Source organism: Rahnella sikkimica, from assembly GCF_002951615.1.
GTDB classification, from domain to species: domain Bacteria; phylum Pseudomonadota; class Gammaproteobacteria; order Enterobacterales; family Enterobacteriaceae; genus Rahnella; species Rahnella sikkimica.
In genome coordinates, this window is sequence record NZ_CP019063.1 from 454,351 (window position 1) to 479,865 (window position 25,515).

General features: G+C 54.8%; 20 protein-coding genes. 9 read left to right on the top strand and 11 right to left on the bottom strand.

The features are described 5' to 3' along the window. Positions 1-22: 22 nt before the first annotated feature. On the top strand, positions 23-940 hold the full coding sequence (gene panE / locus BV494_RS23465; protein ID WP_104925192.1) for a 2-dehydropantoate 2-reductase: 918 nt from the start codon (positions 23-25) through the stop codon (positions 938-940). A 112-nt stretch (positions 941-1,052) separates the two neighbouring features. On the opposite strand, the gene BV494_RS23470 is transcribed toward panE, so the two are convergent. Both BV494_RS23470 and BV494_RS23475 read right to left on the bottom strand, forming a co-directional pair. Continuing rightward, positions 1,053-1,577: a cytochrome b gene (locus BV494_RS23470; protein ID WP_104925193.1), complete on the bottom strand. Its 525-nt coding sequence runs from the start codon at positions 1,575-1,577 to the stop codon at positions 1,053-1,055. 217 nt (positions 1,578-1,794) lie between these two features. Further along, a complete protein-coding gene (locus BV494_RS23475) occupies positions 1,795-2,202 on the bottom strand; it encodes an H-NS family histone-like protein (RefSeq protein WP_104925194.1) in 408 nt (135 codons plus the stop codon). Positions 2,203-2,829: 627 nt separating this feature from the next. Here BV494_RS23475 and BV494_RS23480 point away from each other — a divergent pair. The 3 genes from BV494_RS23480 to BV494_RS23490 all read left to right on the top strand — a co-directional run bounded on the left by BV494_RS23480 (position 2,830) and on the right by BV494_RS23490 (position 10,539). Next, on the top strand, positions 2,830-4,221 hold the full coding sequence (locus BV494_RS23480) for an aldehyde dehydrogenase family protein (protein WP_104925195.1): 1,392 nt from the start codon (positions 2,830-2,832) through the stop codon (positions 4,219-4,221). Between the two features lie 258 nt (positions 4,222-4,479). Beyond that, positions 4,480-6,681 carry a ferric-rhodotorulic acid/ferric-coprogen receptor FhuE gene (fhuE, locus tag BV494_RS23485; RefSeq protein WP_104925196.1) on the top strand — a complete coding sequence of 734 codons (2,202 nt, stop codon included), beginning with the start codon at positions 4,480-4,482 and terminating at the stop codon, positions 6,679-6,681. A 135-nt stretch (positions 6,682-6,816) separates the two neighbouring features. Continuing rightward, entirely contained in the window at positions 6,817-10,539 is a 3,723-nt protein-coding gene (locus tag BV494_RS23490; protein WP_104925197.1) for an autotransporter domain-containing protein, read from the top strand. Positions 10,540-10,653: 114 nt separating this feature from the next. Here BV494_RS23490 and BV494_RS23495 read toward each other — a convergent pair whose 3' ends face one another. Next, the gene (locus tag BV494_RS23495; RefSeq protein ID WP_104925198.1) at positions 10,654-11,151 is read right to left on the bottom strand and encodes a YciE/YciF ferroxidase family protein; all 498 of its coding nucleotides are present in this window, start codon (positions 11,149-11,151) and stop codon (positions 10,654-10,656) included. A 716-nt stretch (positions 11,152-11,867) separates the two neighbouring features. On the opposite strand from BV494_RS23495, the gene BV494_RS23500 reads away from it, so the two are divergent. The 3 genes from BV494_RS23500 (at position 11,868) to BV494_RS23510 (ending at position 13,232) form a co-directional block, all read left to right on the top strand. Next, positions 11,868-12,128 carry a helix-turn-helix domain-containing protein gene (locus BV494_RS23500; RefSeq protein ID WP_101078068.1) on the top strand — a complete coding sequence of 87 codons (261 nt, stop codon included), beginning with the start codon at positions 11,868-11,870 and terminating at the stop codon, positions 12,126-12,128. Positions 12,129-12,426: 298 nt separating this feature from the next. After that, positions 12,427-12,732 (top strand): YdgH/BhsA/McbA family protein, encoded by a 306-nt coding sequence (locus BV494_RS23505; protein ID WP_101078070.1) that lies wholly within the window; start codon positions 12,427-12,429, stop codon positions 12,730-12,732. 197 nt (positions 12,733-12,929) lie between these two features. Further along, entirely contained in the window at positions 12,930-13,232 is a 303-nt protein-coding gene (locus BV494_RS23510) for a TM2 domain-containing protein (RefSeq protein WP_104925199.1), read from the top strand. Between the two features lie 197 nt (positions 13,233-13,429). Here BV494_RS23510 and fabV read toward each other — a convergent pair whose 3' ends face one another. Next, positions 13,430-14,626 (bottom strand): enoyl-ACP reductase FabV, encoded by a 1,197-nt coding sequence (gene fabV, locus BV494_RS23515; protein ID WP_104925200.1) that lies wholly within the window; start codon positions 14,624-14,626, stop codon positions 13,430-13,432. A 360-nt stretch (positions 14,627-14,986) separates the two neighbouring features. Between fabV and BV494_RS23525 the strand changes: the two genes are divergently transcribed. Both BV494_RS23525 and BV494_RS23530 read left to right on the top strand, forming a co-directional pair. Further along, complete coding sequence (locus BV494_RS23525; RefSeq protein ID WP_104925201.1) at positions 14,987-16,444, top strand: sugar porter family MFS transporter; 1,458 nt, start codon at positions 14,987-14,989, stop codon at positions 16,442-16,444. Between the two features lie 219 nt (positions 16,445-16,663). Continuing rightward, entirely contained in the window at positions 16,664-17,335 is a 672-nt protein-coding gene (locus BV494_RS23530; RefSeq protein WP_104925202.1) for a GntR family transcriptional regulator, read from the top strand. Positions 17,336-17,338: 3 nt separating this feature from the next. On the opposite strand, the gene BV494_RS23535 is transcribed toward BV494_RS23530, so the two are convergent. From BV494_RS23535 to BV494_RS23565, 7 genes are all read right to left on the bottom strand, one after another. After that, complete coding sequence (locus BV494_RS23535) at positions 17,339-18,598, bottom strand: aspartate aminotransferase family protein (RefSeq protein WP_104925203.1); 1,260 nt, start codon at positions 18,596-18,598, stop codon at positions 17,339-17,341. Positions 18,599-18,609: 11 nt separating this feature from the next. Further along, positions 18,610-19,659 carry a phosphotransferase gene (locus BV494_RS23540; protein ID WP_104925204.1) on the bottom strand — a complete coding sequence of 350 codons (1,050 nt, stop codon included), beginning with the start codon at positions 19,657-19,659 and terminating at the stop codon, positions 18,610-18,612. Next, positions 19,652-20,386 (bottom strand): SDR family NAD(P)-dependent oxidoreductase, encoded by a 735-nt coding sequence (locus tag BV494_RS23545; protein WP_104925205.1) that lies wholly within the window; start codon positions 20,384-20,386, stop codon positions 19,652-19,654. Before BV494_RS23545 ends, BV494_RS23540 begins: the two co-directional genes overlap by 8 nt. An 86-nt stretch (positions 20,387-20,472) precedes the next feature. Further along, positions 20,473-21,312: an ABC transporter permease gene (locus BV494_RS23550; protein WP_439958397.1), complete on the bottom strand. Its 840-nt coding sequence runs from the start codon at positions 21,310-21,312 to the stop codon at positions 20,473-20,475. 12 nt (positions 21,313-21,324) lie between these two features. Continuing rightward, the gene (locus BV494_RS23555) at positions 21,325-22,590 is read right to left on the bottom strand and encodes an ABC transporter permease (RefSeq protein WP_104925206.1); all 1,266 of its coding nucleotides are present in this window, start codon (positions 22,588-22,590) and stop codon (positions 21,325-21,327) included. 167 nt (positions 22,591-22,757) lie between these two features. Next, entirely contained in the window at positions 22,758-23,786 is a 1,029-nt protein-coding gene (locus tag BV494_RS23560; RefSeq protein WP_104925207.1) for an ABC transporter substrate-binding protein, read from the bottom strand. Between the two features lie 269 nt (positions 23,787-24,055). Next, complete coding sequence (locus BV494_RS23565) at positions 24,056-25,510, bottom strand: NAD-dependent succinate-semialdehyde dehydrogenase (RefSeq protein WP_104925208.1); 1,455 nt, start codon at positions 25,508-25,510, stop codon at positions 24,056-24,058. Positions 25,511-25,515: the final 5 nt, after the last annotated feature.

Here is a 25,515-nt window from a genome sequence, read left to right on the forward strand (position 1 = left end):
TCTTGAAACAATGGGGAAATATATGCGAATTTTAGTGGTAGGCGCGGGTGCGACGGGCGGATATTTCGGTGCGCGGCTGGCTCAGGCCGGGCAGGATGTGACGTTTTTACTGCGCGAGAAACGCGCGCTGGCGGTGCAGAAAGACGGGCTGACGGTTCACAGCCCGCACGGTGATTTCCACCTGCAACCTGCGGTGGTGCAGGCTTCTCAGCTGACCGGCGCATATGACCTGATTTTACTGACAGTGAAAAGTTTCGGGCTGGACGCGGCAATCAAAGATATCGCACCGGTCGTCGGCGAAAATACGCTGGTCATGCCGGTGCTCAATGGCATGAAGCATATGGAAACGCTCAGCCAGCGGTTTGGTGAGCACGCGCTGATTGGCGGGCTGTGCAAAATCAACGCCACGCTGGATGCCGACGGCCATATCCACCAGATGACACCACTGCATCAGATAATCTACGGCGAACTCTCGGGCGAGAAAACCGAACGTATTCTCAAAGTCGATCAGGCATTCCAGAGTGCCGGTATCGACGCCATCCTTTCAGAAACCATCATCAGCGATTTGTGGGAGAAGTGGCTGCTGCTTTCAAGCTTCGGCGCCATCACCTGCACCATGCGCGGAAACATCGGTCAGGTCGCCTCTGCGCCCGGCGGAACGGAGTTCGCACAGGCCATCGTGAGCGAAGCATTAACGACCATGAAAGCCTTTGGCTACGCGGAACGCGCGGCCGCAGTGGCAAAAGTCAGGGAAGCCGTGACCGACAAAAATTCGCCGCAAACGTCGTCGATGTATCGCGATATGACGCAGGGTTATCCTATCGAAGCCGACCAGATTATCGGCGATCTGGTGGAACGCGCAACGCGTGTGGGGATCAGCATTCCTCTTCTACAGGCAGCGTATACGCATTTGTGTGTGTATCAGAAGAACCGCGAATAGCGGGAGTTTTAGAACCCAAGAAACCCGCCTGTTCAGCGGGTTTCTTATGTTTTAAGCCGGTAGTGCCGCCCTGAACCCTCTTCTCGATAAGTTTTTCTTCATGCTGTTTTTTTCACGGCAACATCCGTATCAACGTATTATCGCGGCGGCGGTAATGGTGCCAGAGCGCAGCAAAAGCGTGTAATCCGACCAGGTAATAACCGGTATTCGCCAGCCATTCATGCAGGGTTTTTAACTTTTTTTGCAATGGCAGATCCGGCAGATAGCTTTTGGGCATGCTGATGTTAAACATCGTCCAGTCATGGCCGCCATAATATTGCGACAAAATACCCAGAACCGGTAAACCGATAAACATCAGATAAATGATGCTATGCGTGGCGACCGACAAACAATGTTGCCAGCGCGGGAGTGCCGGTTTAATGGCGGGGGTGACGTACATCGCGCGAACAAAAAGACGCACGCACATCAGAAATAATACACAGAATCCCAGGCTGTAATGCGTAAGTGTTAATAGTTCCCGTACAAAGGAACCCTTCGCAAACGCGCCTTTTATATCCATTGTCGTATAGGTCAGAACGACCAAAACAAACACCAGCCAGTGCAGCACAATTTGCGGATAAGAATATCGGTTACGCATAAAAGTTCCGGTAAACAAAGTTACCGTTACCCTACGGGTTGAGACTTAAGTTTACATTAAGATGGGGGGTTGACGTACCGGAGAGAAGATCGCGTGGTAAAAAAATTAACCGCTTTAGCGGTAAATGAATAACGGGGTGAAAACCGGAGCAGAGGTGATAACGCTACCTGCCTGGCTCTCGCCCCGGCAGGTAGCGCCCCAACACATCACGATTTAATTAACGCGCGATCAGGAAGCTTTCCAGCTTAGCGCCTTTATCCAGTGCTGCTTTGATTGCAGAAGGCGTGCGACCCTGACCGGTCCAGGTCTTTTTGGAACCGTCAGTATCGGTATATTCATAGATTGCCGGACGCGGTTTGCGCTTGGCTTTGGTGGTTTCTTTTGCAGACTGATGGCCCAGCAGGTCATCAATGGCGATGCCGTCATTGGCCAGCATCTCGCGGTATTTCAACAGTTTTTCATCACGTTCCTGCTGCTGCGCACTGCGCGCTTTCACATTCTCGCGGGATTCTTCAACAATCGCGGTCAGTTTTTCCAGAATTTCTTCCAGTGTGCTTAACGGCGTTTCACGAGCCTGAGCGCGAAGTGTACGGATATTATTCAAAACGTTTAATGCGTTGTCCATGATGTGCTCACTTTAGGGGGGTCATTAAATTAGTGACACTGATTCTACACAAACAAATAATGATATCAATTGCGCCAGCGTAATATTACCGCTGATTACGCAATTACTTTGCCCGCCGTTTAGTTTCATTGAATGTTAATACGCTAATTTTATAAGGGCTTGCCGCAGGCGAATAAATAAAATCATATCTTTTCCCTTAACCACGAGGAATATGTTGCTAAGTATTAACCCAAATTTACTCATCTTCTTAATAGTGTCGCAGCGTGAATAACCGATGTTGCTATTATGCACAATTCGCACAAGTTCTTTTCTTTCCGTGCTAACGTTCCCTTTGATATAGCGTTTACCCAGAAATATCCTGTTTTACTGCGGGAAAACGCATTTTCTGCGCAAGAATACGTCAGCGATTTAACAATTCCCGCCGTAGACTGTGACATTAGTCACAGTCAGGATTTTCTTTATACCCTCTTTAAAACCATTATTTTGCCTGCGCCGCCTGTTTTTCACTCAAACTGGGACAAACTCACACTTATTCTCAAAATATGAACGTTTTACTCTTTTTTATTCATTTTTATTAAATCGCCCAAGCGTCTATTCTTAACGGACTGGCATAACGAGGACACCGAAATGACGACAGCGAATCCGAATACTCACGCAATCTCAGTCAACCCGTTTAACGGCGAGCACATCGCAGACTTTGCGTATGACACCGATCTGGCACTCGAAGCCTCGGTTGCACAGGGTTTTTCGGCGTTTAAGCAATGGCGCAAAACTGACATCAGCGAACGCGCTGCGCTTCTGATCCGTCTGGCTGGCGCGCTGCGTGAAGCCAGCGAAGACATCGCCCGCAGCATTTCTCTGGAGATGGGCAAACCCGTGAAACAGGCGTGTGCCGAAGTGGAGAAATCCGCCGGTTTGTGCGAGTGGTATGCCGAAAATGGCCCGGCGATGCTGGCACCGGAACCGACGCTCGTCGATAACGGCGAGGCGCACATTCATTACCGCCCTTCCGGGATGATTCTGGCGATTATGCCGTGGAACTTCCCGGTCTGGCAGGTCCTGCGCGGCGCGGTTCCTGCGTTGCTGGCAGGGAATACGTTCCTGCTCAAACCTGCACCGAGCGTCATGGGTACCACCTATCGGGTGAAACAGGCCGTGCTGAAAGCCGGTTTCCCGGCGGGGGCGTTTGGCGTGATCAATGTTGATACGCCTGCGGTTGCCGGGCTGATTGCCGACCCGCGCGTGGTGGCAGTGACGGTCACCGGCAGCGTGCGTGCCGGGGCAGCTATCGCGGAACTGGCGGGCAAACAGGTCAAAAAATGCGTGCTGGAACTCGGCGGTTCTGATCCGTTTATCGTTCTGAACGATGCCAATCTCGACGAAGCCGTGAAAGCCGCCGTCGCCGGTCGTTACCAGAATACCGGGCAGGTTTGTGCCGCCGCCAAGCGTCTGATCATTGAAGAAGGCGTGCTCGACGCGTTTACCGCAAAATTTGTGGCGGCAACACAGGCGCTGATCGTGGGCAATCCGCTGGATGACGACACGTATATCGGCCCGATGGCGCGTTTCGATTTACGCGATGAGCTGGATAAGCAGGTTCAGGACAGTCTGTCCGAAGGCGCGACGTTGCTGCTGGGCGGTGAGAAAATTGCCGGGAACGGTAACTTCTATGCGCCGACGATCCTCAGCAACGTCACCCCGGAAATGACCGCATTTCGTCAGGAGTTGTTCGGGCCGGTCGCGGCGATTACGGTTGCCCGCGACGCAGACCACGCGGTTGAACTGGCCAATGACAGCGATTTTGGCCTGAGCGCCACGATTTTCACCGCGGATGCTGAACGTGCAAAACAGATGACCGCAGAGCTGGAAACCGGCGGCGTCTTTATTAACGGCTACAGCGCATCCGACCCGCGCGTGGCGTTTGGCGGCGTGAAGAAAAGTGGCTATGGCCGCGAGCTGTCGCACTTCGGCCTTCGTGAGTTCTGCAACGTGCAAACCGTCTGGTCTGACCGCAAGTAATCGCTGAAACGCGGCGTTAAAAATAAGAATCACAGGATTTCATCATCCTGTGATTTTTTTTGCATTGACATCCCCTTACCACGCTCATCAGTCACACCTCGACAGAGAAAACACAAATGATTACTATTCACATTCTCATTGCGTGCTCTTCTTAAAATTTGCGATTCAGACAGATGACTGAGGTCAGATGATCCTGTTTAAAGACAATGAAAAGAAGCGGCGGCGCTTTCTATTAATGTGGTTTTTACGGGATACATTATGTCTTTCAATGGCAGGGATTACGGTGCAAAAACGTCTGCGCCGGAGAACAAAAGTAAGCTTTCAACCTCATTGTCGGCACTCACGCTCCTGGTCATGACGGCGTCTTCTGCCGCTCATGCCGGAGCCGCCAGCAACACAGCGACAACCGCTGCGCCCGCCACCGATGAGAATATGGTCGTGGAAGGAACGACGGGCGGAACTGCTGATGAGTCGCAGGATTACAACGTCAAAACCACGCGCGCGGGCACCAAAATGTTGCTGACCCCGCGTGACGTGCCGCAGTCCGTCAGCGTGATCACTAAACAGCGTATGCAGGATCAGAACCTGCAATCGGTCGGCGACGTGATGGATAACACCACCGGCATCTCGACGGAAGTCATCGACAGCGAACGCGTTTCCTATTTCTCACGCGGCTTCTACATCAATAATTACACCTACGACGGTATTCCCTCTTCCGTCAGCGATACCTGGAACTTTGGCGATGCCGCCGAAGACACCGCCATTTATGACCGCATCGAAGTGGTCCGCGGCGCAACCGGGCTGATGACCGGTGCGGGTAATCCGGCGGCGTCCGTCAACATGGTGCGCAAACAGGCTGACAGCAAAGAATTCACCGGCAATATCAGCGCCAGCTATGGCAGCTGGAATAAACAGCGTTACGTGCTCGACGTTTCCGGCCCGCTCAACGAAGAAGGCTCGGTGCGTGGCCGCGTCGTGGCCGGTTATCAGGATCAGGACAGCTGGCTCGACCGTTACCATAAAACCAAGAAATTCGTTTATGGCGTGGTCGATGCCGACATGACCGACAACACCACCGTGTCGCTCGGCTACGATTATCAGGAAAACAACACCGGCAATCCGACGTGGGGCGGGCTGCCGACCTGGTACAGCAACGGCGCACGCACGCATTTCGACCGCAGCACCAACACTTCCGCGGACTGGACGCACTACAACACGCAATCGCGCAAAGTCTTCGCCAACGTGAAACATGATTTCGACAACGGCTGGACATTCCGCGTCAACGGCACCCACGGCGAGCAGAAGTTCGACGATAAACTTCTTTATATCGAAGGTTTCCCGGACGCAACAACGGGCGAAGGGATTTCCGGGTTCGGCAGTAAAGACCGCGGAACGCGCAAGCTGGATTCGGTGGATACCTACGCCAGCGGGCCTTTCCAGCTCTTTGGCCGCCAGCATGAAATGGTCGCGGGCGTCAGTTACAGCCGCCAGCACAACTCGACGTACAGCGCGAACGGCCCGATTGACAGCGACACCATGGGCAGTTTCAACAACTGGAACGGCGATGTCGCCGAACCGGCATGGGATGACTGGTATCTGAACGCCGACGACGTGGTGCGCCAGAAAGCGGGCTACCTGGCGACCCGGTTCTCACTGGCAGACCCGCTCTCGCTGATTATCGGCGCGCGTTATACGCAGTGGAGCACCGCCGGCAGCAGCGGCAATATGAGCAAAAATAACCTCACGCCTTACGGCGGACTGGTTTACGACATCGACGATACGTGGTCGGCTTACGCCAGTTATACCTCCATCTTCCAGCCGCAAACCTACCGCACCCGCGACGGCCATTATCTGGCACCGGCCACCGGGAAAAACTACGAAACCGGCCTGAAATCCAGCTGGATGAACGACCGCCTGACCGCCACGTTCGCCGTTTTCCGCATTGAACAGGATAACGTCGCACAAGCCGACGGCGACAACTTCGTCAATGACACCAGCGAACAGGCTTACACCGCCGCGCAGGGCACGGTCAGCAAAGGCGCTGAATTCGAGATTAACGGCGCGGTGACTGACAACCTGCAGATGACTTTCGGCGCCACACGCTACGTTGCGCGGGATAACACCGGCGGGCGTCTCAACAGCAATATGCCGCAGACGCAGCTCAAACTGTTCAGCCGCTATCAGTTGCCGTGGATGCCGGATCTCACCGTCGGCGGTGGCGTGAACTGGCAAAACCGCACCTTCCAGGATGCCACCGGGCCAGACGGCAACACCGTGCGCGTTTATCAGGGCAGCGTTCCGTTGGTTAACTTGTTCACCCGTTATCAGCTCACCCGTCAGCTCGCGGTGCAGGCGAACATCGATAACCTCTTTGACCGCAGCTATTACTCATGGCTGAGCGATTACGCCGTTTACGGCCAGCCGCGCAGTTATTCCGTCAGCCTTTCTTACGCGTTCTGATGTGATCGCCATCGCGCAATTAACCCCCTTTTAATGCGGTAATTGCGCGATTAGCTTTCAGAACATTCCGATAACATCCCTGAAATAAATCAACAAAAACGACGCCTGCACGTCAGATTATCTCAGGGAATAACCATGACTCGCCTTCATCGCGCAACAGGCGGCTGTGCCCGTTTTGTCTGCACTTTTCTTCTGTTGTCTTTAGTTTCGGTATCATCGGCCATCGCGCAATCCGCAGGCTGTACCGCACTGGATAATGCGACGTTCTCCTCCGCGACATTTGCTGCACAGGCTTATCAGGCCAGCCAGTTTGATGCCGGTGATACGTTGACCCTGACGTTTACCGACTCCGGCGCAGGCGTGAACAGTGACATCACGAATACCGACAGTTTCGGCCTGACGAACTACGGGATGAGCACGTTCACAACCTATTACCCCACCGCAGGCTCCGGCGGTACGGCGGGAACACATACTTATACTGTCACGGGGTCGCAGCTGGTGAGTGCCGGACTCCGGTTTCGCATGACGACCAGCCACGGCTACCTCAGCCCGCTCACGGTTTCCTGTACCTCAGCGACCAGCGCATCAACAGACGCCAGCCTTTCGACGCTTTCGGCCTCTCAGGGTTCACTGTCCCCGGCGTTCTCCTCCGGCACCTCGTCTTACAACGTGGTTGTGGCCAACAGCGTCACCCACATTTCTCTGACGCCGACCACCCGCAATAACACGGCAACCGTCACTGTGAACGGCGTGTCCGTCACCTCGGGCAGTGCGTCTGGTTCCGTTGCACTAAGCGAAGGGAATAACACATTAAGCGTGGTCGTTACGGCGGGAGACGGGACAACCACTTCCGCCTATACCGTCGTGGTGCAACGCAGCGGGCAGGCACCGGTCGCGGGTTCGGACAGCACCAGCGTGGCGTTTAACAGCAGCAATAACGCCATCACCCTGCCCCTTTCCGGCGGAACAGCCACATCGGTGGCGGTAACGTCTCCACCCGCACACGGCTCCGTTGTCATCACGGGAACCACCGCCACTTACACGCCGGTGAGCAACTATTCTGGCGCGGACAGTTTCAGTTATACCGCCAGCAATACGTGGGGAACGTCCACTCCGGCGACCATCAGCCTGACGATTTCTGCGCCCACGATTACCCTTTCCCCCGCGACACTCGCAGCAGCGACTTCCGGCACCACTTATGCCCAGACATTCACGGCAAGCGGCGGTTCGGGCAATTACAGTTTCTCGATATCAGGCACATTACCACCGGGTTTAACATTCACACCGGGTGGCGAACTTTCGGGAATCCCGGCAGCGGCGGGAAGTTATCACTTTACGATTATTGCGCAGGATACGGCGAACGCCGCGTCGGGGACGCAAAACTACACAATAACGGTTTCCGGGCAGGCACCGGTTGCCAATGCGGTCAGCACGACCGTCACAGGGAACAGCAGCAATAATGCCATTGTGCCCGCACTTTCCGGCGGAGCGGCGGCGTCTGTCACCGTTGCCACCGCCCCCCTTCATGGCACGGCGGTCGCTTCCGGCACATCCCTGAGTTATACGCCCGTTGCCGGATATTCAGGTACGGATACCTTCACCTATACCGCCAGCAATAACTGGGGAACCTCTGCGCCAGCCACCGTCAGCATCCATGTGACCAACGTGACGCTGAGTTTCACACCGGCCAGCGGCACATTGTCTTCCGCCACGGTGGGCACGCCGTGGTCACAGACCATCACGGCCAGCAGCGGCACGTCGCCTTATACCTACAGCGCGTCCGGCCTGCCCACCGGACTGACAATCAGCGCCAGCACCGGCGAAATTTCCGGAACGCCGACGGTATCGGGTAGCTATACAATTCAGGTCAGCGCTGCGGATAACGCCGGGATCACCGGCACGGTCAGTTATCAGCTTACCGTTGCCGGTCAGGCACCGGTCGTCAGCGCGGTGTCATCAACCGTGGCCGCCAATACCCGTGAGAATCTGATTGAACCGATGTTATCCGGCGGCGCAGTCACATCGCTTGCCATTGTGCAACAACCCGCACACGGCACTGCGCGGATCCAAAGCCTGAAAATCCGCTATACACCCGTCGCGGGATATTCCGGCAGCGACAGTTTCATCTACAGCGCGTCCAACAATTTTGGCGCGGCACAGGCGACGGTCACACTTAACGTTACCGCCACAACGCTGGCATTTACCCCCGCCAGCGGCGCGTTGCCGGAAGGTCGTGCAGGCACGTCTTACCGTCAGACGTTCAGCACTTCCGGCGGCACAGCACCTTATCAGTTCCGCATTTCAGGCGTTTTACCCGCCGGATTAGCACTGGCTGGCGATACCCTGAGCGGGACGCCAGCCGCCGCAGGTAACAGCAATTTCACACTGACGGCGACGGATGCCAGCGGCGTAACCAGTCAGGTCACGTATACGCTCAATATCATCAGTGCAGAGCCGGTGGGTGCGAGCCATACCGCTTCCGTACTGGCCGGGAAATCAGTGCGCGTCAACCTGACCGAAAGCGCCACAGGCGGCCCGTTCACCGGCGCGCGCCTTGTTGATTTACCGCCAAAAACATTAGGTAACGCCACACTCGGAGAGAGCGAAAACAACGTTTATCTGGATTTTGATGCAGCCAGTCAGGCTTCCGGCACGGTGGCTCTTCGCTATGTGTTGCTGACGCAAGATTCACAATCTGCGCCTGCGACGGTGACATTCACCATTGCCGGACGCCCTGATCCGTCAAAAGACCCGGATGTTCTCGGTCTGGTCAGTGCCCAGATTCAGTCGGCACAGAATTTTGCGCGCGCTCAGATCCGTAACTTCAGCGATCGTCTGGAAACCCTGCACAATCCGGCCAGTGTTCACAGCGGGATGAACGGTATCCGCTTTAACATGCCGTCGTCTAAAAAAGAACGCGGACTTGACGATACGCTGTGGAATTCTGCCTGGGAAAATAACCGTCAGACCCCCGAATTGCCCCAGCTGACAGATAAAACCTCCGCGCAGCATCCGCTTAACCGCAATAACTCACGCATCAATTACTGGACCGGAGGTTTTGTCGATTTTGGTCATTCCGGCAAAGACGGCGCGAGTTTCAGCCATACGCTGGTGGGGATCAGCACCGGCGCAGACTATCAGTTCACCCCTGAATTTACCGCAGGCATGGGGATTGGTTTTGGCCGGGACGTCAGCGACATTGGCGACAGCGGCTCCCGCAGCAACGGGCGCTCCGTCAGTTCAGCGTTTTATGGCAGTTATCATCCGGACAACTACTTTATCGATGGCCTGATCGGCTACAGCCATCTGGACTATGACAGCCGCCGCTACGTGACAGAAATGGATCACTTCGCACGCGGCGACCGTGGTGGTTATCAGGTGTTTGGCGCCGTCACCACGGGTTACGATTACCGCCTGCCAGACCTGCTTATTTCCCCTTACGGACGTCTGCAATTATCGCGCACCCGTCTGAACAGCTACACCGAATCGAACGCCGACGCCTATGATTTAGCCTTTGCCTCACAAGTGCTGAATGACGTCACCGGCGCCGTTGGGATCCGGACGCAGTACGCGTTGCCGCTGACCTGGTCGATGTTGCGCTGGCAAAGCCGTGTTGAATACACGCACGCCTTCAGCGATCAGGGCCGCGCCCGTCTCGGTTATGCGGACAGCGGCAATGACAGCTGGAGCGCAGAGGTCTTCGGCGACAGTCAGGAAAATATCGTGCTGGGCATGGGGCTGGATTTCCTGCTGCCACACAACATTACGCCGGGCATCGCGTATCAGGGAACGCTGGGGCTGGATGCTGCGCGCAGCCGTTCGCAGATGATCATGGTAAGGGTGAATATCGGATTCTGAGGCGTTTAAGAAACGGAATAAAGGGCGCAAAAGCGCCCTTTATTGTGCGATTTAGATTTGCTTATTGTTTATTCCTAACATTATCGGGGACGTTACGTAATAATTCCTGCGCAATTAACTTTTTGCAGTTTTGGTTACAGGTTGTGATCCCGCAATAATCGTTAATTTTTTATCAGTGTCTTTTTCTTCCTGCAATGTTTCTTCCAGTAATTTCGCAGCCTGAGAATATCCCAGCTTTTTTGCTAACGCGGCTAAGGTGCCGTAAGTCGCAATTTCATAATGCTCAACTTTTTGGGCAGCGCCGATAAGCCCGGCGTCCAGCACTTCGCCTTTTTCAACAGAATCAATCAGCTCCTGCGCTTCTTCGACCAGCCCTTCCATCGCATGACATTTCATACGTTTAAGGCGAATTTCATCAGAAGACTCAACGACTTGATCTAATCTCTCAATCTGTCCCTGCGTTTCTTCAAGGTGTGTTTTAAAAGCATCGACCAGTTTAGGGTCTGTGGCGGCACGGGCCATTTTAGGCAGCGCCTTGGTTATCTGACGTTCAGCACTATAAACATCAGATAAATCATGAATGAATAATTCTTTTAAGGTTGTAATAGACATTATATTTCCTTTTTACTGCGGCGGATTTATTGACTCATTAAGCGTAGTCCCTTAAAACGTAGTAAATTTCGTTTGAGATTTATCTCATCAGGAATATAAAATAAAAATCTATTTTTATTCATCAATAAATACGCCAACCCCCTGCCTGGCATGACGATAATGTTATTTACCGACACCCGAAAAAAAATTACATTGCTTTTATATTAAAAAACAAATTTCCATTCAGGATTTTGTCTGATCACCGTCATACGCATTTTCTGCAACAGGAAGTGCAGAATGTAACTCACTGCAACTCTTAAAATTTCTCTGGAAAGCAAACCTCAATTTCGCATTAAGCCTGTTGGTTTACTTCTTTGTATTACGCTATAGTGCGCCCGCTGCGGCAAAATCCGCAGCCGGGTTTCGCAGCCTGAATACTAAACCAGAAACACATATGTGATAATTATGTGTTGTGCTTCCTTGTACCTGTCAAACATCCTTTTAGTGTTTGCACATTCAATGGTGGCTCAGGCAGGGCAACCCTCGGGTTGGCCGGGTTTCTGGTTTGTACCGGTACTGCGAACCTTGTCTGAGCTACCACCATTAAGAGTTTCGCAGCTCTGGCGGTGGTTAAATTAACAAACCAGAGAGCAAGACAATGAAACTATCGCATAGCCCCACTTTTCTGCCCTTCTGCACCGTGTTTCCTGCGCAAACCAACACAGGAGCACACCGTTATGAATAATCAGGACTGGCATCAGGCCGATATCATTGCCGCGTTACGCAAGAAAGGCACCACGCTTGCCGCCGTTTCCCGCGCTGCCGGTCTGAGCTCCTCGACGCTTTCAAATGCGCTTTCCAGACCGTGGCCGAAAGGTGAAATCCTGATCGGTCAGGCGCTGGGTATTCCGCCTTCCGTCATCTGGCCGAGCCGCTATTACCATCCTGCCACCCATGAGCTGATGCAGCGACCACCGCGCGCGGCCAACCGGATTTAAAAACAGGTTTGAGGGAATAAGATTAAGGGTGCGAAATGCGCCCTTTTATTTGTTCATGTCAAAAACACCGAACCTGTAACCCACTGTAAATATCCTCTTTAAATATTGCGTTAATTGTGGCGGAAGTTTGCTTAACACTGAATTAGCAATTAAAGCTAAAGGTCGCAACATGAAAAGGTGTTTATTGGCAATGTGCCGGATAAATATCTCAAGTGCGCAATCGCCTCTGATGATTACGGCACATTCTAAATACCCGAATCATCCGGGTATAGAGACTGTATTAGTGAGGAGTAACTCCATGAAAGGCTTAGTAAATGATGTTTTATCCATATTCTATCCAAAAGCTGTTAAGCCTGTTTTGGTGCGCGCCGGATTATCGCATCGTGAAATAGCCTCCCTGCAAGCCGTCGGCGTAACCACGGTTTCCTGGGCAACGTCCATGGAAGAACTCAACAGCGCGTTTGTTAAAAAAGCGTTAGACGCCGGTGCCGTCGGCTACCACATCACCAATGTGGAATCGCACAAACCGGGCAAGGAAGATCAGCACGTGATGGCCGCCACGGCGACCTTTTACCATATCAACCACAAAGTGGCTTATGGCTAATGGATTACGACAGCAGTGATGAAATGAAAATGCCGCAGGCCGGGAAGGTTTGCGGCATTTTTTATTCTCAGAATGGCTATTTGCAATCAATTGAAGGGAACACTCAGCACCATCAACACCCATCATTCTCTTTTTCTTAGTGTAAAGAACGAGTAAGATTAGCGCGGATAACAACAAATAAGGGAAAGGGAAAGTAAATGGGATCTATGGTTTTTTGTAGGGGATGCGGCAAGGAAATCCACGAGTCTGCCAAAGCATGTCCACAGTGCGGTGCCACTCAAGGCGTTCAGTCTCAAGGGACTAAAAGCAGAGTTACCGCAGCTTTATTAGCATTCTTTTTAGGTGCCTTTGGCGCGCACAAGTTTTATTTAGGCAAAATTGGGCAAGGTTTCTTATACCTCATATTCTGCTGGACGTTTATTCCGTCAATTATCGCATTCATTGAATTCATTATTTACTTATGCGACTCGGATGAAAGTTTCGCCAAAAAATACGGCTGAATCTACGCATCCCATCACTCAAAAAGCCGCTTATTCAGTGGCTTTTTTTGTATTACGCACCAGAGCATCATTGTTATAAGGGTCATTCGTGTTGCATGAAATAACACGTCTTAACGTTATAGTGCTCAACAACAAAAAACCCAGCCCCACCTTTCGGCAGAACTGGGTTTTCAGCAATCATTGCGCGTTAAATCAGATTACATCTGGATCAGATGTTTGATTTTCACGTCCGGATTGGTGTCGGCGGCGTAATCGACGCCGTTCAGGCCGAAGCCGAACAGGCGCATGAATTCGCTTTTGTAACCTGCGAAATCAGTCAGTTCAGCGATGTTATCGTTGGTGACTTCGTCCCACAGTTTGCCCACTTCGCCCTGCACTTCTGGCGTGATCTCTTTCAGGTCAGCGCGCAGACGGCCTTCGTTGTCCAGATGCGGAGAAGTGCCGTACAGGCTGTCTTTGTACAAGCCGTAAACCTGCTCGATACACCCTTCGTGAGTGCCCTTCTCTTTCATCACTTTGAACAGCAGGGAAAGGTACAGCGGCATCACAGGAATGGCAGAACTCGCCTGAGTCACAACGGCTTTCAGAACGGAAACGCGTGCGTCGCCATGCTGTTCGGACAGTGAGCTGCGGATATCCAGAACACGTTTGTCCAGATCCTTTTTCGCTTCGCCGATAGAACCATTCCAGTAGATATCCTGCGTCACTTCTTCACCCAGGTAGGTGAAGGCCGTGGTTTTCGCGCCATCAGCCAGCACACCGGCGGCTTTCAGGTCTTCAATCCACATCTGCCAGTCTTCGCCACCCATCACCGCAACAGTCCCGGCGATTTCTTCCGGCGTTGCAGGTTCGAGCGTGGTTTCGTTAATGATTTCTTTATCGGTGTTGATGCCACGGATAGTCACTTGCTTACCGATTGGTTTCAGGGTGGAGTTGAACACTTCACCGGTTTTCGGATGGGTACGGCGTGGCGCTGCCAGGCTGTAAACCACCAGATCAACCTGACCGAGATCCTGTTTAATCAGCTCGATGGTTTTCTGTTTTACTTCATCAGAGAACGCGTCGCCGTTGATGCTTTTTGCATACAGGCCTTTTGCTTCAGCGAATTCTTCGAATGCGGCAGAGTTGTACCAGCCCGCAGTGGCGGTTTTAGATTCATCGCCCGGACGTTCGAAGAAGATGCCCAGCGTGGCAGCGTCAGAACCGAAAGCCGCGGAGATGCGGGCAGCGAGGCCGTAACCGGTAGAGGCACCGATCACCAGGACTTTTTTCGGGCCGCCGTCGATTTTACCCTGTGCGGTCACGTAATCGATTTGTTCTTTAACGTTCGCCTTGCAACCTTCCGGATGGGCAGTAACACAGATAAAGCCACGGATGCGTGGTTTGATAATCATATAGACCTCATTGTTACAACTGTTCTCAGTAAATTGGTCGATAGAATATAGGTTTGCGCCGTTTCAGGCAAAACCTGCTGCTTTATCCCATCGTAAACAGACTTCTCTTAAGCAAAACAGGTTCAATTTTACCCGAATGGAGAACAAACGAACCGAAATATCGGCTTTGGGAAAGTGTATTCCATTTCCTGCAATGCTCCTGCGCGGTGTTCAGTATTTTCCTAAATTTTCGTGCCTGAAGCCTCAGAAACGGCTAATTCCTCCCTTTTCCTACCAATATTCTCAACATGGGTTACGTTTAATCGTTGTGTGATTTGCATCACACTCCATAACGACAATACTGAAATACAGGGAGCACTTGTGACTGACAAACTCAAAGACGGACAGGAAAGCGAGGCGAAGAAAGCGCCTCAGCCGACCGAACCGCTGGTAAAAATCATCGCGTTTATTGCCACCCTCGGTGGTTTGCTTTTTGGCTACGATACCGGGGTGATCGCGGGCGCGCTGCTGTTTATGAAGCACGACCTTCACCTGACGTCGGTGACCACCGGGATGGTCACCAGCTTTCTGATACTGGGCTCCGCCATCGGAGCCATCTGCGCCGGACGTGTCGCTGACCGGTTTGGCCGCAAGAAAATCATCCTCGCCATGGCGCTGATTTTCATGCTCGGCTCGCTGGGTTGTGCGCTGGCACCGAACGTCGTGCTGATGATCATCTTCCGCTTTATTCTCGGGCTGGCCGTCGGCGGTGCAGCGGCGATTGTGCCTATTTATATCGCCGAAATCGTACCGTCTAACCGTCGCTGGCAGTTTGTGACCTTGCAGGAGCTGATGATTGTTTCCGGCCAGCTGATTGCTTACACCAGTAATGCGGCGATTAATGAAGTCTGGGGCGGCGAAACGACGTGGCGCTGGATGCTCGGCGTGGCGTGTGTTCCGGCGGTGATTTTGTGGGTCGGCATGTTATTCCTGCCGGACACACCGCGCTGGTACGCCATGCACGGCCGCTACCGCGAGGCGCGCGACGTGCTGGAGCGCACCCGTAAAGCGGGCAAGGTCGAGAAAGAACTGAGCGAAATCCGCAGTTCCATGAGTTCTAAAAGTGAGAAACACTCACGCCGTCAGAAGACGATTTCTGTGTGGATGAAGCGGCTGGTCGCGCTGGGGATCGGGGTCGCGATGCTTCAGCAACTGTCGGGCGTGAACACGATTATGTTCTACGCGCCGACCATGTTGCAGGCCACCGGGCTGAGCACCAATGCGTCGCTCATGGCAACCATCGCGAACGGCGTGATTTCGGTGATCATGACGTTCGTCGGGATCATGCTGCTGAGCCGTTTCGGGCGCCGTCCGCTTTTGCTGACCGGGCAAATTGGTTGCACCTGTACGCTGCTCGCCATCGGTCTGGTGACCTGGCTGATGCCGGAAACGGTCAACGGCCATCCTGATGCGGTGCGCAGTTATCTGGTGCTCGGCGGGATGCTGATTTTCCTGTGCTTCCAGCAGGGCGCGCTGTCGCCGGTCACCTGGCTGTTGCTGTCGGAAATGTTCCCGATGCGCATCCGCGGCATGGCGAACGGCGTCTCTGTATTTGCCATGCAGATGACGAACTTCTCCATCGCGTTTATGTTCCCGATCATGCTGGAAAGCATCGGGCTGACCGGGTCCTTCTTCACGTTCGCCGCCATCGGCGTGGCGGGCGGAATATTTGCGGTGATTTTCGCCCCGGAAACGCAGGGCAAAACGCTGGAACAGATCGAGAAACACTTCAAAAAGCATTTGCAGGATGACCCTGCGCCAGAGAAAGCAGGCGTTTAAACCGTTTTACCGGTGCAGGGACGCACCTTTCACTCACGCCGCCCTACACGTAGGCGCGGATCTCGCATTCTCCCCGACACTCGAACGAACTGCCGGTGGCCTCTCCTTTCGGGGGAGAAGTGCTTTCTGCCCATCACATTTGATGCATCATGTTGTATAATCGCCTTCCACAAATTCCTCCTTAATCCGGGTGCGCGCACTCTATTGCTACGGTGAACTTTGAATTATCCCATCAGCTCAATTAACCACGCCTATCTGGGCAGCAGCGTCTACGCCACTTTGCGCGAAGCCCTGATTACAGGCCGCCTGAAACCCAATGACCGCCTGCGGATCCGCGAACTGGCGGAACAGGTCGGCACCAGCGTAACGCCGGTGCGTGATGCGATTTTGCAGCTGGCAAAAGAGCAGGCGCTGGAAATGCGCACACCGAAAGATATTCGTGTGCCGCAGCTTGATGAGCAGCAGTATCAGGAAATCCGCACGTTGCGTTTAGATCTCGAAGGTCTCGGGGCAGAGAAAGCGGCGCAGACGGTCACGGAATATGAGTTACAGCGCATCGCACAAAATATTGAAAACAACCGCAAAGCCATCAGCAGTGAAGATTTGCCGGAAGCGCTGCGCCTCAACAGTGAATTTCATCTGATGCTGGCCGAAAGCGCGCGGATGCCGCTGCTGAGTAATTTCATCGACAGTTTGTGGATGCGCACCGGTCCGCTGATTGCTCAGGCGTACGCGCATTTTTCCGAGCGGATGGCGATAGAACATCACGAAGAAATCCTGCGCGCCCTGCGCAAACGCGACAGCGCCACCGCCCGAAAAGCCATTCAGGAAGACATTCTCGACGGCAGCCAGAAGATGGTTGAGTTCCTGGCCGCCAGCCGCGAGGGGTGAGTCTTAAGCGGGCATATCCGCCAGTACGCCCGCCAGTGTTTCCAGTAACAGCGTGGCGTGTTCGGGCTGGAAGACCATCGGCGGGCGGATTTTCAGGACGTTTGCCGCCGGGCCGGTGGCGCTGATCAGGATCTGTTTGTGCCGCATCTGGTTAACGACAAACGCCGCCAGCTCAGGCGCGGGCGTGTTGCGCTGATCGCTCACCAGTTCCACGCCGATAAACAAACCATCACCGCGCACATCACCGATCACCGGATAACGCGCCGCCAGTTTCAGCAGCCCTTCCCGCAGAATTTCCCCCGTCCGTTGCGCGTTTTGCTGCAATTCTTCACGGCGTAAAACCTGCAAAACCGCATGCGCCGCGCGGCACGAAACCGGATTGCCGCCGAAGGTGTTGAAATAACGCTGACGGCGGCCAAATTCCGCGAACAGTTCCGGCCTGCCGACCAGTCCGGCGACCGGATGGCCGTTGCCCATCGGTTTGCCCAGACTCACCAGATCCGGCCTCACGCCGTAACGGGCAAAGCCCCAGCGCTGGCTGCCGGTGCGGCCAAAACCGGGCTGCACTTCATCGGCGATAAATAACCCGCCAGCCGCACGAACCTGCGCCACCGCGCGCTGCATTTCTGCCGGTTCCGGGCTGAAAACGCCGTCACTGGAGAAAATAGTATCCACCAGCAGCGCCGCCGGTTTTACCCCCGCCTGTTTCATTTCTTCCAGCGCCCGTTCCACGCCAGCGGCGAAAGCGCCCTGACGGCGGAAAGTGTCCGGCGCATCAATAAGCCAGACATTTTTGCCCTGCTCAAAACCGTCGCCGAGCGAAGGCGAAAGTTCGGCCAGCGCGCTGGTGACGCCATGATACGCCCAGCGCGTTACGAGAACGCCCTGCCCGCCGGTGATTTGCCGCGCCACGCGCAGCGCCAGATCGTTAGCTTCGCTGCCGGTGCAGGTCATGGTGAGATTGCGCAGTTCCGGCGGAAACTCCGTCAGAAAATCTTCGGCGAACTCAACAATGGCGTCATTAAGATACCGCGTGTGCGTGTTGAGCAGCGACGCCTGCGCGGCAATCGCTTCGACAACGGCCGGATGGCAATGCCCCACTGACGCCACGTTGTTATAAGCATCCAGATAGCGCCGCCCTTCGTGGTCGTACAGCCAGACGCCTTCGCCGCGCACGACGTGCAGCGGTTCCTGATAAAACAGACGATAACCGCCGCCCAGCCACTGCTGGCGGCCTTCCAGAACCTGTTGCTGAGTCAGCATTTTTGCTCCCTTTACGGCAATTCAGACGCACAAGACTGACTGAAAATCTCGCCAGTCTGCGAAAACGACAGCGCCATCAGACGCGATAAGCTGCCCCACGCGTGTGCCTGATTACGCAAAATATAGTCGCGATTTTGCGGATACAGCACGGCACGGTGCTGGGCAATCAGCAGGCTCAGCGCCAGCCGCGAGGCCACCAGTTCAGGCAAAACATGTTGTTCCGCCTCACTCAGCGGCTGACGGGCGGTGTATGCCGCAATCATCGGGCGGCAATACTGGAAGAGATTTTCGCCTTGGCTGTCGAGCTGATACGCCAGTGCCGTCGCCAGTTCGTTGATCAGCGGCGCACGCAGCGCATCGCCAAAATCGATAATCCCCGCCAGACGCTGCGGGTCTGCGCTCTTAACCAGCACGTTGTGCGCGTTCAGATCGTTGTGGATCACCTGCTTGCGCAAAAAGCGGCTGGCGGGCACCACTTTTTGCTGGTGGATATCCAGCACACGGCTGATGGTGTGGCGCTGCTCTGGGTCAGTCAGATGCGGGATCCAGCCTTCGAGGCGCGACATATCGCTGATATCCCACAGCAAATCACGTTTCGCGCCGGGATGTTCAAAATCGCTGAGCGCAATGTCCAGACGCGCCAGCGTGTCGCCGAGTTCGCGCATCAGCGTCTGAGATCGCGGTACCTGAAATTGCGCGGTGCCCGGAAGATAACTGACGGCGCGTAAAGTCAGGTTTTGCCCGCCGACGCTGACCTGCGGCGTCAGTTCACCGCTGCGACTTGCCTGTAAACGCGGCACCGGCAGCTGGCTGTCGCGCCGGGCAAGATGACTGAGAATGGCGGTCTGAAAATCGACCTCTTCCGGCACTTCTGCCGGATTCACAAACCGCAGCATGTAAGCGCGGCCTGAAAGCGTGGTCAGACAAAAATTGCTGTCGCGCTCTCCGCCCAACACCTGCGCGGAACCTTCCAGCCCGTAGACCTGCGCGGCAATATTTTCGGCCTGCGACGGGCTGACGCACGGCACTTCGGTTGTCAGCAGTGACGGCGCTTCAGACATGCTGACCGCCGTTAACGTGGATCTCCGCGCCGTTCACATAGGACGCGCCCGACGTGCAGAGGAAATAAATCAGCGACGCCACTTCTTCGGCCTTGCCCAGACGCTGTAACGGCACGCTGCGCTCGACGATTTCCTGCGTGCCCGGCGACAGAATGGCGGTATCGATTTCCCCCGGCGCAATCGCATTAACGCGCACGCCGTGCGGGCCAAACTCATGCGCCATTTCGCGGGTCAGCGTGGAAAGTGCGGCTTTGGAGCAGGCATACGCCACGCCCGCAAACGGATGCACTTTGCTGCCCGCAATCGACGTAACGTTGATGATGCTGCCCTGCGCGGCCTTAAGTTCATCAAATAATCCCGTCGCCAGAATCGCCGTCGAGAAGAGGTTGACGTTGAACACCTGTAACCAGGTGGCGTAATCGCTGCCGAGCACGCCCATGCGCCCGCCCGTCGGCGTTTTTGGGGAAATTCCGGCGTTATCGACCAGCGCATCCAGCCGCCCGCCGAGGCGTTCTTTGATCATCGGCAGCGCTTTCTGCACGCTGTCGATATCTTCCAGATCCAGATGAATATGGTTGAGAAACCCTTCTGCCCACGGGCATTCATCCACCCAGTTCTGGCGCGATGCGGTGAAAATCCGCCATCCGGCAGCGTAGAAATGTTTAACCGTTGCGTGGCCGATACCGCGGCTTGCCCCGGTCAGCAATAACGTTTTCTTCTCTGTCATGGTGAAGGTCCTTGTCATTTTGATATTTGATGCATCAGGAATAATCAAAAAAAGAGGACCTGTAAAGTCCTCTGATGCATTTATGTTTATTGTGCCGCCGGAGAATGACGCAGACGCTCGCCACGGCGACGCAGCAGTTCCATCACCAGCAGTAAAATCAGCGATGCGCCGACCATCAGCGACGCCGCAGCGGCAATCGTCGGGTCAAGGTTTTCGCGGATACCGGCGAACATCTGGATCGGCAACGTGCGCTGACGCGGGCTGGCGAGGAATAATGTCACCACCACTTCATCAAACGAGGCCGCAAACGCAAACAGCGCACCGGAAAATACGCCGGGCGCAATCAGTGGCAGCGTCACTTTGCGAAATACGCGCCACGGCGAAGCGCCCAGACTGGCGGCGGCGCGCGATAAATTGCGGTCGTAGTTCTTGAGAATTGCCGTCACCGTAATCACCACAAAAGGCACGCCGAGCAGCGCGTGCGCCAGCACCAGCCCGAGATAACTGTTGAGCAGGGAAACGCGGGCAAAGAAGAAGAACATCCCGACGGCGATGATCACCACCGGCGCGATCATTGGCGAAATCAGAATTGCCATCACCAGCGATTTGCCACGAAACTCACCGCGCACTAATCCGACAGAGGCCAGAACGCCCAAAACGGTGGCCAGGATCGTCGCCAGCGGCGCAATCAGCAGGCTGTTCCCCAGCGAACTCAGCCATTCATCCGAATGGAAGAATGTGTGATACCAGCGCAGCGAAAAACCGGTCAGCGGATAACTCAGAAACGAGCCGGAATTAAACGACAGCGGCACGATAATCAGCACCGGCACAATCAGAAACAGCAAGATTGCCGCGCTGTAGAAGTTGAAACACCCGCGCCACAACCGCAAAATCAGCGCCCCTTTTTGTTTCATCACATGGTTCATATTCAGGCCCTTTTAGTGCGCGGCAATTTCCGCTTTAGTGCGCGTCACGCGGATATAAACGATATAAAGCAGTACCACAATCACCAGTAACTGGCTCCCAAGCGCCGCGGCCATTCCCCAGTTCATCGTGGTATTGGTGAAGAACGCCACAAAATAGCTGACCATCTGATCGCCCGGCCCGCCGAGCAGTGCGGGCGTAATGTAGTAACCAATCGCCATCATGAACACCAGCAGCGCACCCGCTGTAACACCGGCATAGGTCTGCGGCACGTACACCCGCCAGAACGCGGAGAAAGGATGCGCGCCGAGTGAAATCGCCGCGCGAACATAGTTTGGCGAAATGCTTTTCATCACCGCATATAAAGGAAGGACGATAAACGGCAGCATGATGTGCGTCATCGAGATGTAAACGCCGAGGCGGTTAAACACCATCACCAGCGGGTGATCGATGATGCCGGTGGAAAGCAGCGCGCGGTTGATCAGCCCGCCGGATTGCAGCAAAACAATCCAGCTGGCGGTGCGGACAATCAGCGATGTCCAGAACGGCAGCAACACCAGAATCATCAGTAAGTTGGCGCGACCGGCCGGTTGTTTCGCCAGCCAGTACGCCAGCGGATAACCGAGCGCGACGCAGCACAGGGTGACGACCAGCGCCATCCACAAGGTGCGAAGCAGAACGTTAACGTACAGCGCCTGGTCCGGCGGCAGCGCCGTAATTTTGCCGGTATCGACGTCAACTTTGCGGTCAAACGCGGCCAGCTGATAATAGGAAGTCAGCGGTTTCGCCGCGCGCTGCAACGTCTGCCAGGTGCTCATTTCGCCCCACAGAGGCATATTCTGGATCAGCGCCTCTTTGACCGGCGCGGTGCCTTCGGGCACATGGCGTAATGTGCCGGTGATCAGGCTCCGGTAGCGGTTATCCTCATAGCTCAGACGTTTGGCGATGGTCGCCATCTGGCCGCTGTTGCGGGCGTTGCGCAGATCCGTCACCAGCGCGGAAAACGTCGCTTCATCCGGCACGGTTTTGCCTTCCCAATGCGCAAGCTGCGCCACGGTTGCTGGCATCGTTTCGCCCAGCTCCGGGTTGATCACGCTCTTGCCCAAAATGGATGCAATCGGGAACAGGAAGCTGACAATCACAAACAACAAAAGTGGTGCAATCAGCAGCAAAGAACGTCGCGTATACGCCGCTTCAACTTTACGCAGGCGCTGACGCAACGTCGGCCCTGAAGCGGCGTCGTCCGGCACCGGTGTCGTCAGCATTTCGGTCTGGCTCATAATTTTCTCCCGCTGCGGGTTCTCTGGTATTACCCAACTCAAAGCACAAAATCATTCGGGCTGAATCAAGACGGCGAGCGAGGCGAATCCCCGGTCACATACAAATGACTGTGACCGGGGTTCGTGAGCGAAGCCAACGCCGGGTCAGACCGAAGGATGACGGGTATTTACTTAGCAGCCCAGGCGTTGAAGCGCTGTTCTAAGTCTTCGCCATGTTCAATCCAGAACTGAGTATCGACCTGCAAAGCGCCTGCCAGGTTTTTCTCGGCGGTTGGCAGGTTCTGCGCATATTTAGGGTCAATCATGCCGGTGACTGATTTTTCAGTCGGACCGTAGGGGATGGTTTCAGCGAAGACTTTCTGGTTTTCAGGTTTGTTGGCGAAAGCGATGAACTGTTCAGCCAGATCTTTGTGTTTAGACCCTTTTACGATGGCCCAGCTGTCGAGGTCATACAGGCTGTTGTCCCAGACCATTTTGAAGTCATGCCCTTCACCCTGCGCGGCGCTCACGCGGCCGTTGTAGGCGGAAGTCATCACGACGTCGCCGGACACCAGCCACTGAAGCGGTTGCGCGCCGGATTCCCACCACTGGATGTTCGGTTTGATTTGATCGAGTTTTTTGAAGGCACGTTCCACACCGGCTGGCGTGGCGAGCACTTTATAGATGTCTTCACGCTTCACGCCATCAGCCAGTAAGGCGATTTCCAGCGTGAATTTGGCGCTTTTGCGCAGGGCGCGTTTGCCCGGAAAATCTTTCATATCCCAGAAATCAGCCCAGCTGGTCGGCGCTTTTTTCAGTTTGCTGGCGTCATACGTCAGCACGGTTGACCACAGGAAAATGCCCGCACCACATTCGGTTACCGCACCCGGCACGTACTGCGTTTTGTCGCCCAGTTTGCTCCAGTCCAGCGGTTCAAACAGCCCTTCGTCACAACCGCGGATCAGTTCCGGGCTTTCGACTTCCACCACGTCCCAGCCGACCTGTTTGGTTTCTACCATCGCGCGGATACGCGCCATTTCGCCGTTGTATTCGCCCGGCTCGATGGTGCCTTTACCGGCTGCGGCGAAAGGTTTGTAAAACGCTTTGTCCTGAGCGTCTTTATTCAGACCGCCGAAAGAGATCACTGTCAGGGATTCAGCCTGAGCCTGAAACACCAACCCGGCGAGAAGAGTGGTAAGGGCAATCTTTTTAAACATGCTGTGACTCCTGGGTTAACTAAAAAAGTAAGGAAAGCGCTAAGGTAACGGCATTGTTAAAAATATGATGCATCATATTTTATAATGAAGCATAAACCATGCCATTCCTGTTGAGTCCGTCCGCCGCGCCGGAAATGGCGGGCGGACAGGTTTTGCAGAGGCGTTATGTGATTTTTTTGTGCCTCATGACCAATCAGTTTCTTTTTATTGTCTGACCTTGCACAGCTGACGTGCATTTCTGCACCCTATCGGGACGTTGTGCGTCAGGATTACTCACCCAGCTCAATGCACAGATATTTCATTTCCAGATAGTCGTCCATACCGTGGCGGGACCCCTCCCTCCCCAGACCGGACTGTTTAATGCCGCCGAACGGCGCGACTTCGTTAGAAATCAGGCCGGTATTGATGCCCACCATGCCGTACTCCAGGGCTTCCGGAACCCGCCACTGGCGTGCGGCGTCACGCGTGAAGAGATAAGCCGCCAGCCCGAATTCGGTATCGTTCGCCATCGCCACAACCTGCGCTTCATCGGCAAAACTGAAAACCGGCGCAACCGGCCCGAAGGTTTCTTCGCGCGCAAATTTCATCGCAGATGTCACACCGCCCACCACCGTCGGCTGGAAGAACGTGCCGCCCAGCGCGTGCGGCTGACCCCCCGTGAGTATCGTTGCGCCGTGCGACAGCGCATCGTCGAGGTGCTCGCGCACTTTACTGACTGCGGCGTCGTCGATCAGCGGCCCTTGTGTGACGCCGGTTTGCGACCCCTCGCCCACTTTCAGCTTTTCCACTTCTTCGACCAGCCGTTTGACCAGCGCCGGATAAATCCCCTGCTGGACATAAATCCGGTTAGCACAGACGCAGGTTTGCCCGCTGTTACGGAATTTCGAGGCCATAATACCGGCCACGGCGCGCTCAAGGTTGGCGTCATCGAATACGATAAACGGCGCGTTACCGCCCAGTTCCAGTGACAGTTTTTTTACCGTCGGCGCGCTTTGCGCCATCAGGATGCGCCCGACTTCAGTCGAACCGGTGAAACTTAGTTTGCGGACCACCGGGCTTGCGCACAGCACTTTGCCGACATCCTGCGCAGAACCAGTGATCACCTGCAAGACGCCCGCCGGAATGCCCGCTTCCACCGCCAGTTGCCCCAGCGCTAAAGCGCTGAGCGGCGTTTGTTCTGCGGGTTTCACGATCATCGCACAACCCGCCGCCAGCGCCGGTGCGGCTTTACGGGTGATCATCGCCGCCGGGAAATTCCAGGGGGTGATCGCCGCGCATACGCCAATCGGTTGTTTCAGAACCAGCATGCGTTGCGACGCCTGAACCGGTGCCAGCACGCTGCCTTCCACGCGCTTCGCCTCTTCGGCAAACCATTCAATAAAAGACGCGGCGTAGACGATTTCGCCTTTTGCCTCCGCCAGCGGTTTGCCCTGTTCGGCGGTGAGCAATGCGGCCAGATCATCTGCATGTTCCAGCATCAGCTGCGCCCATTTCTGCATCACCGCAGCACGTTGTTTACCGGTTTTCTCACGCCAGCCGACCTGCGCCTGTTCTGCGTAAGTAATCACCAGCGCCGCTTGCGCCGGAGTAATTTGCGGAACGCTGCCGATCACCGCGCCCATTGCCGGGTTGATGACGTCTTCGCGTTCGCCATTTTCGCTGTCAGCCCATTCGCCGTTGATCAGGCAGTGCTGGCGAAAAAGTTCTGTATGTTTGAGTTGCATAATGT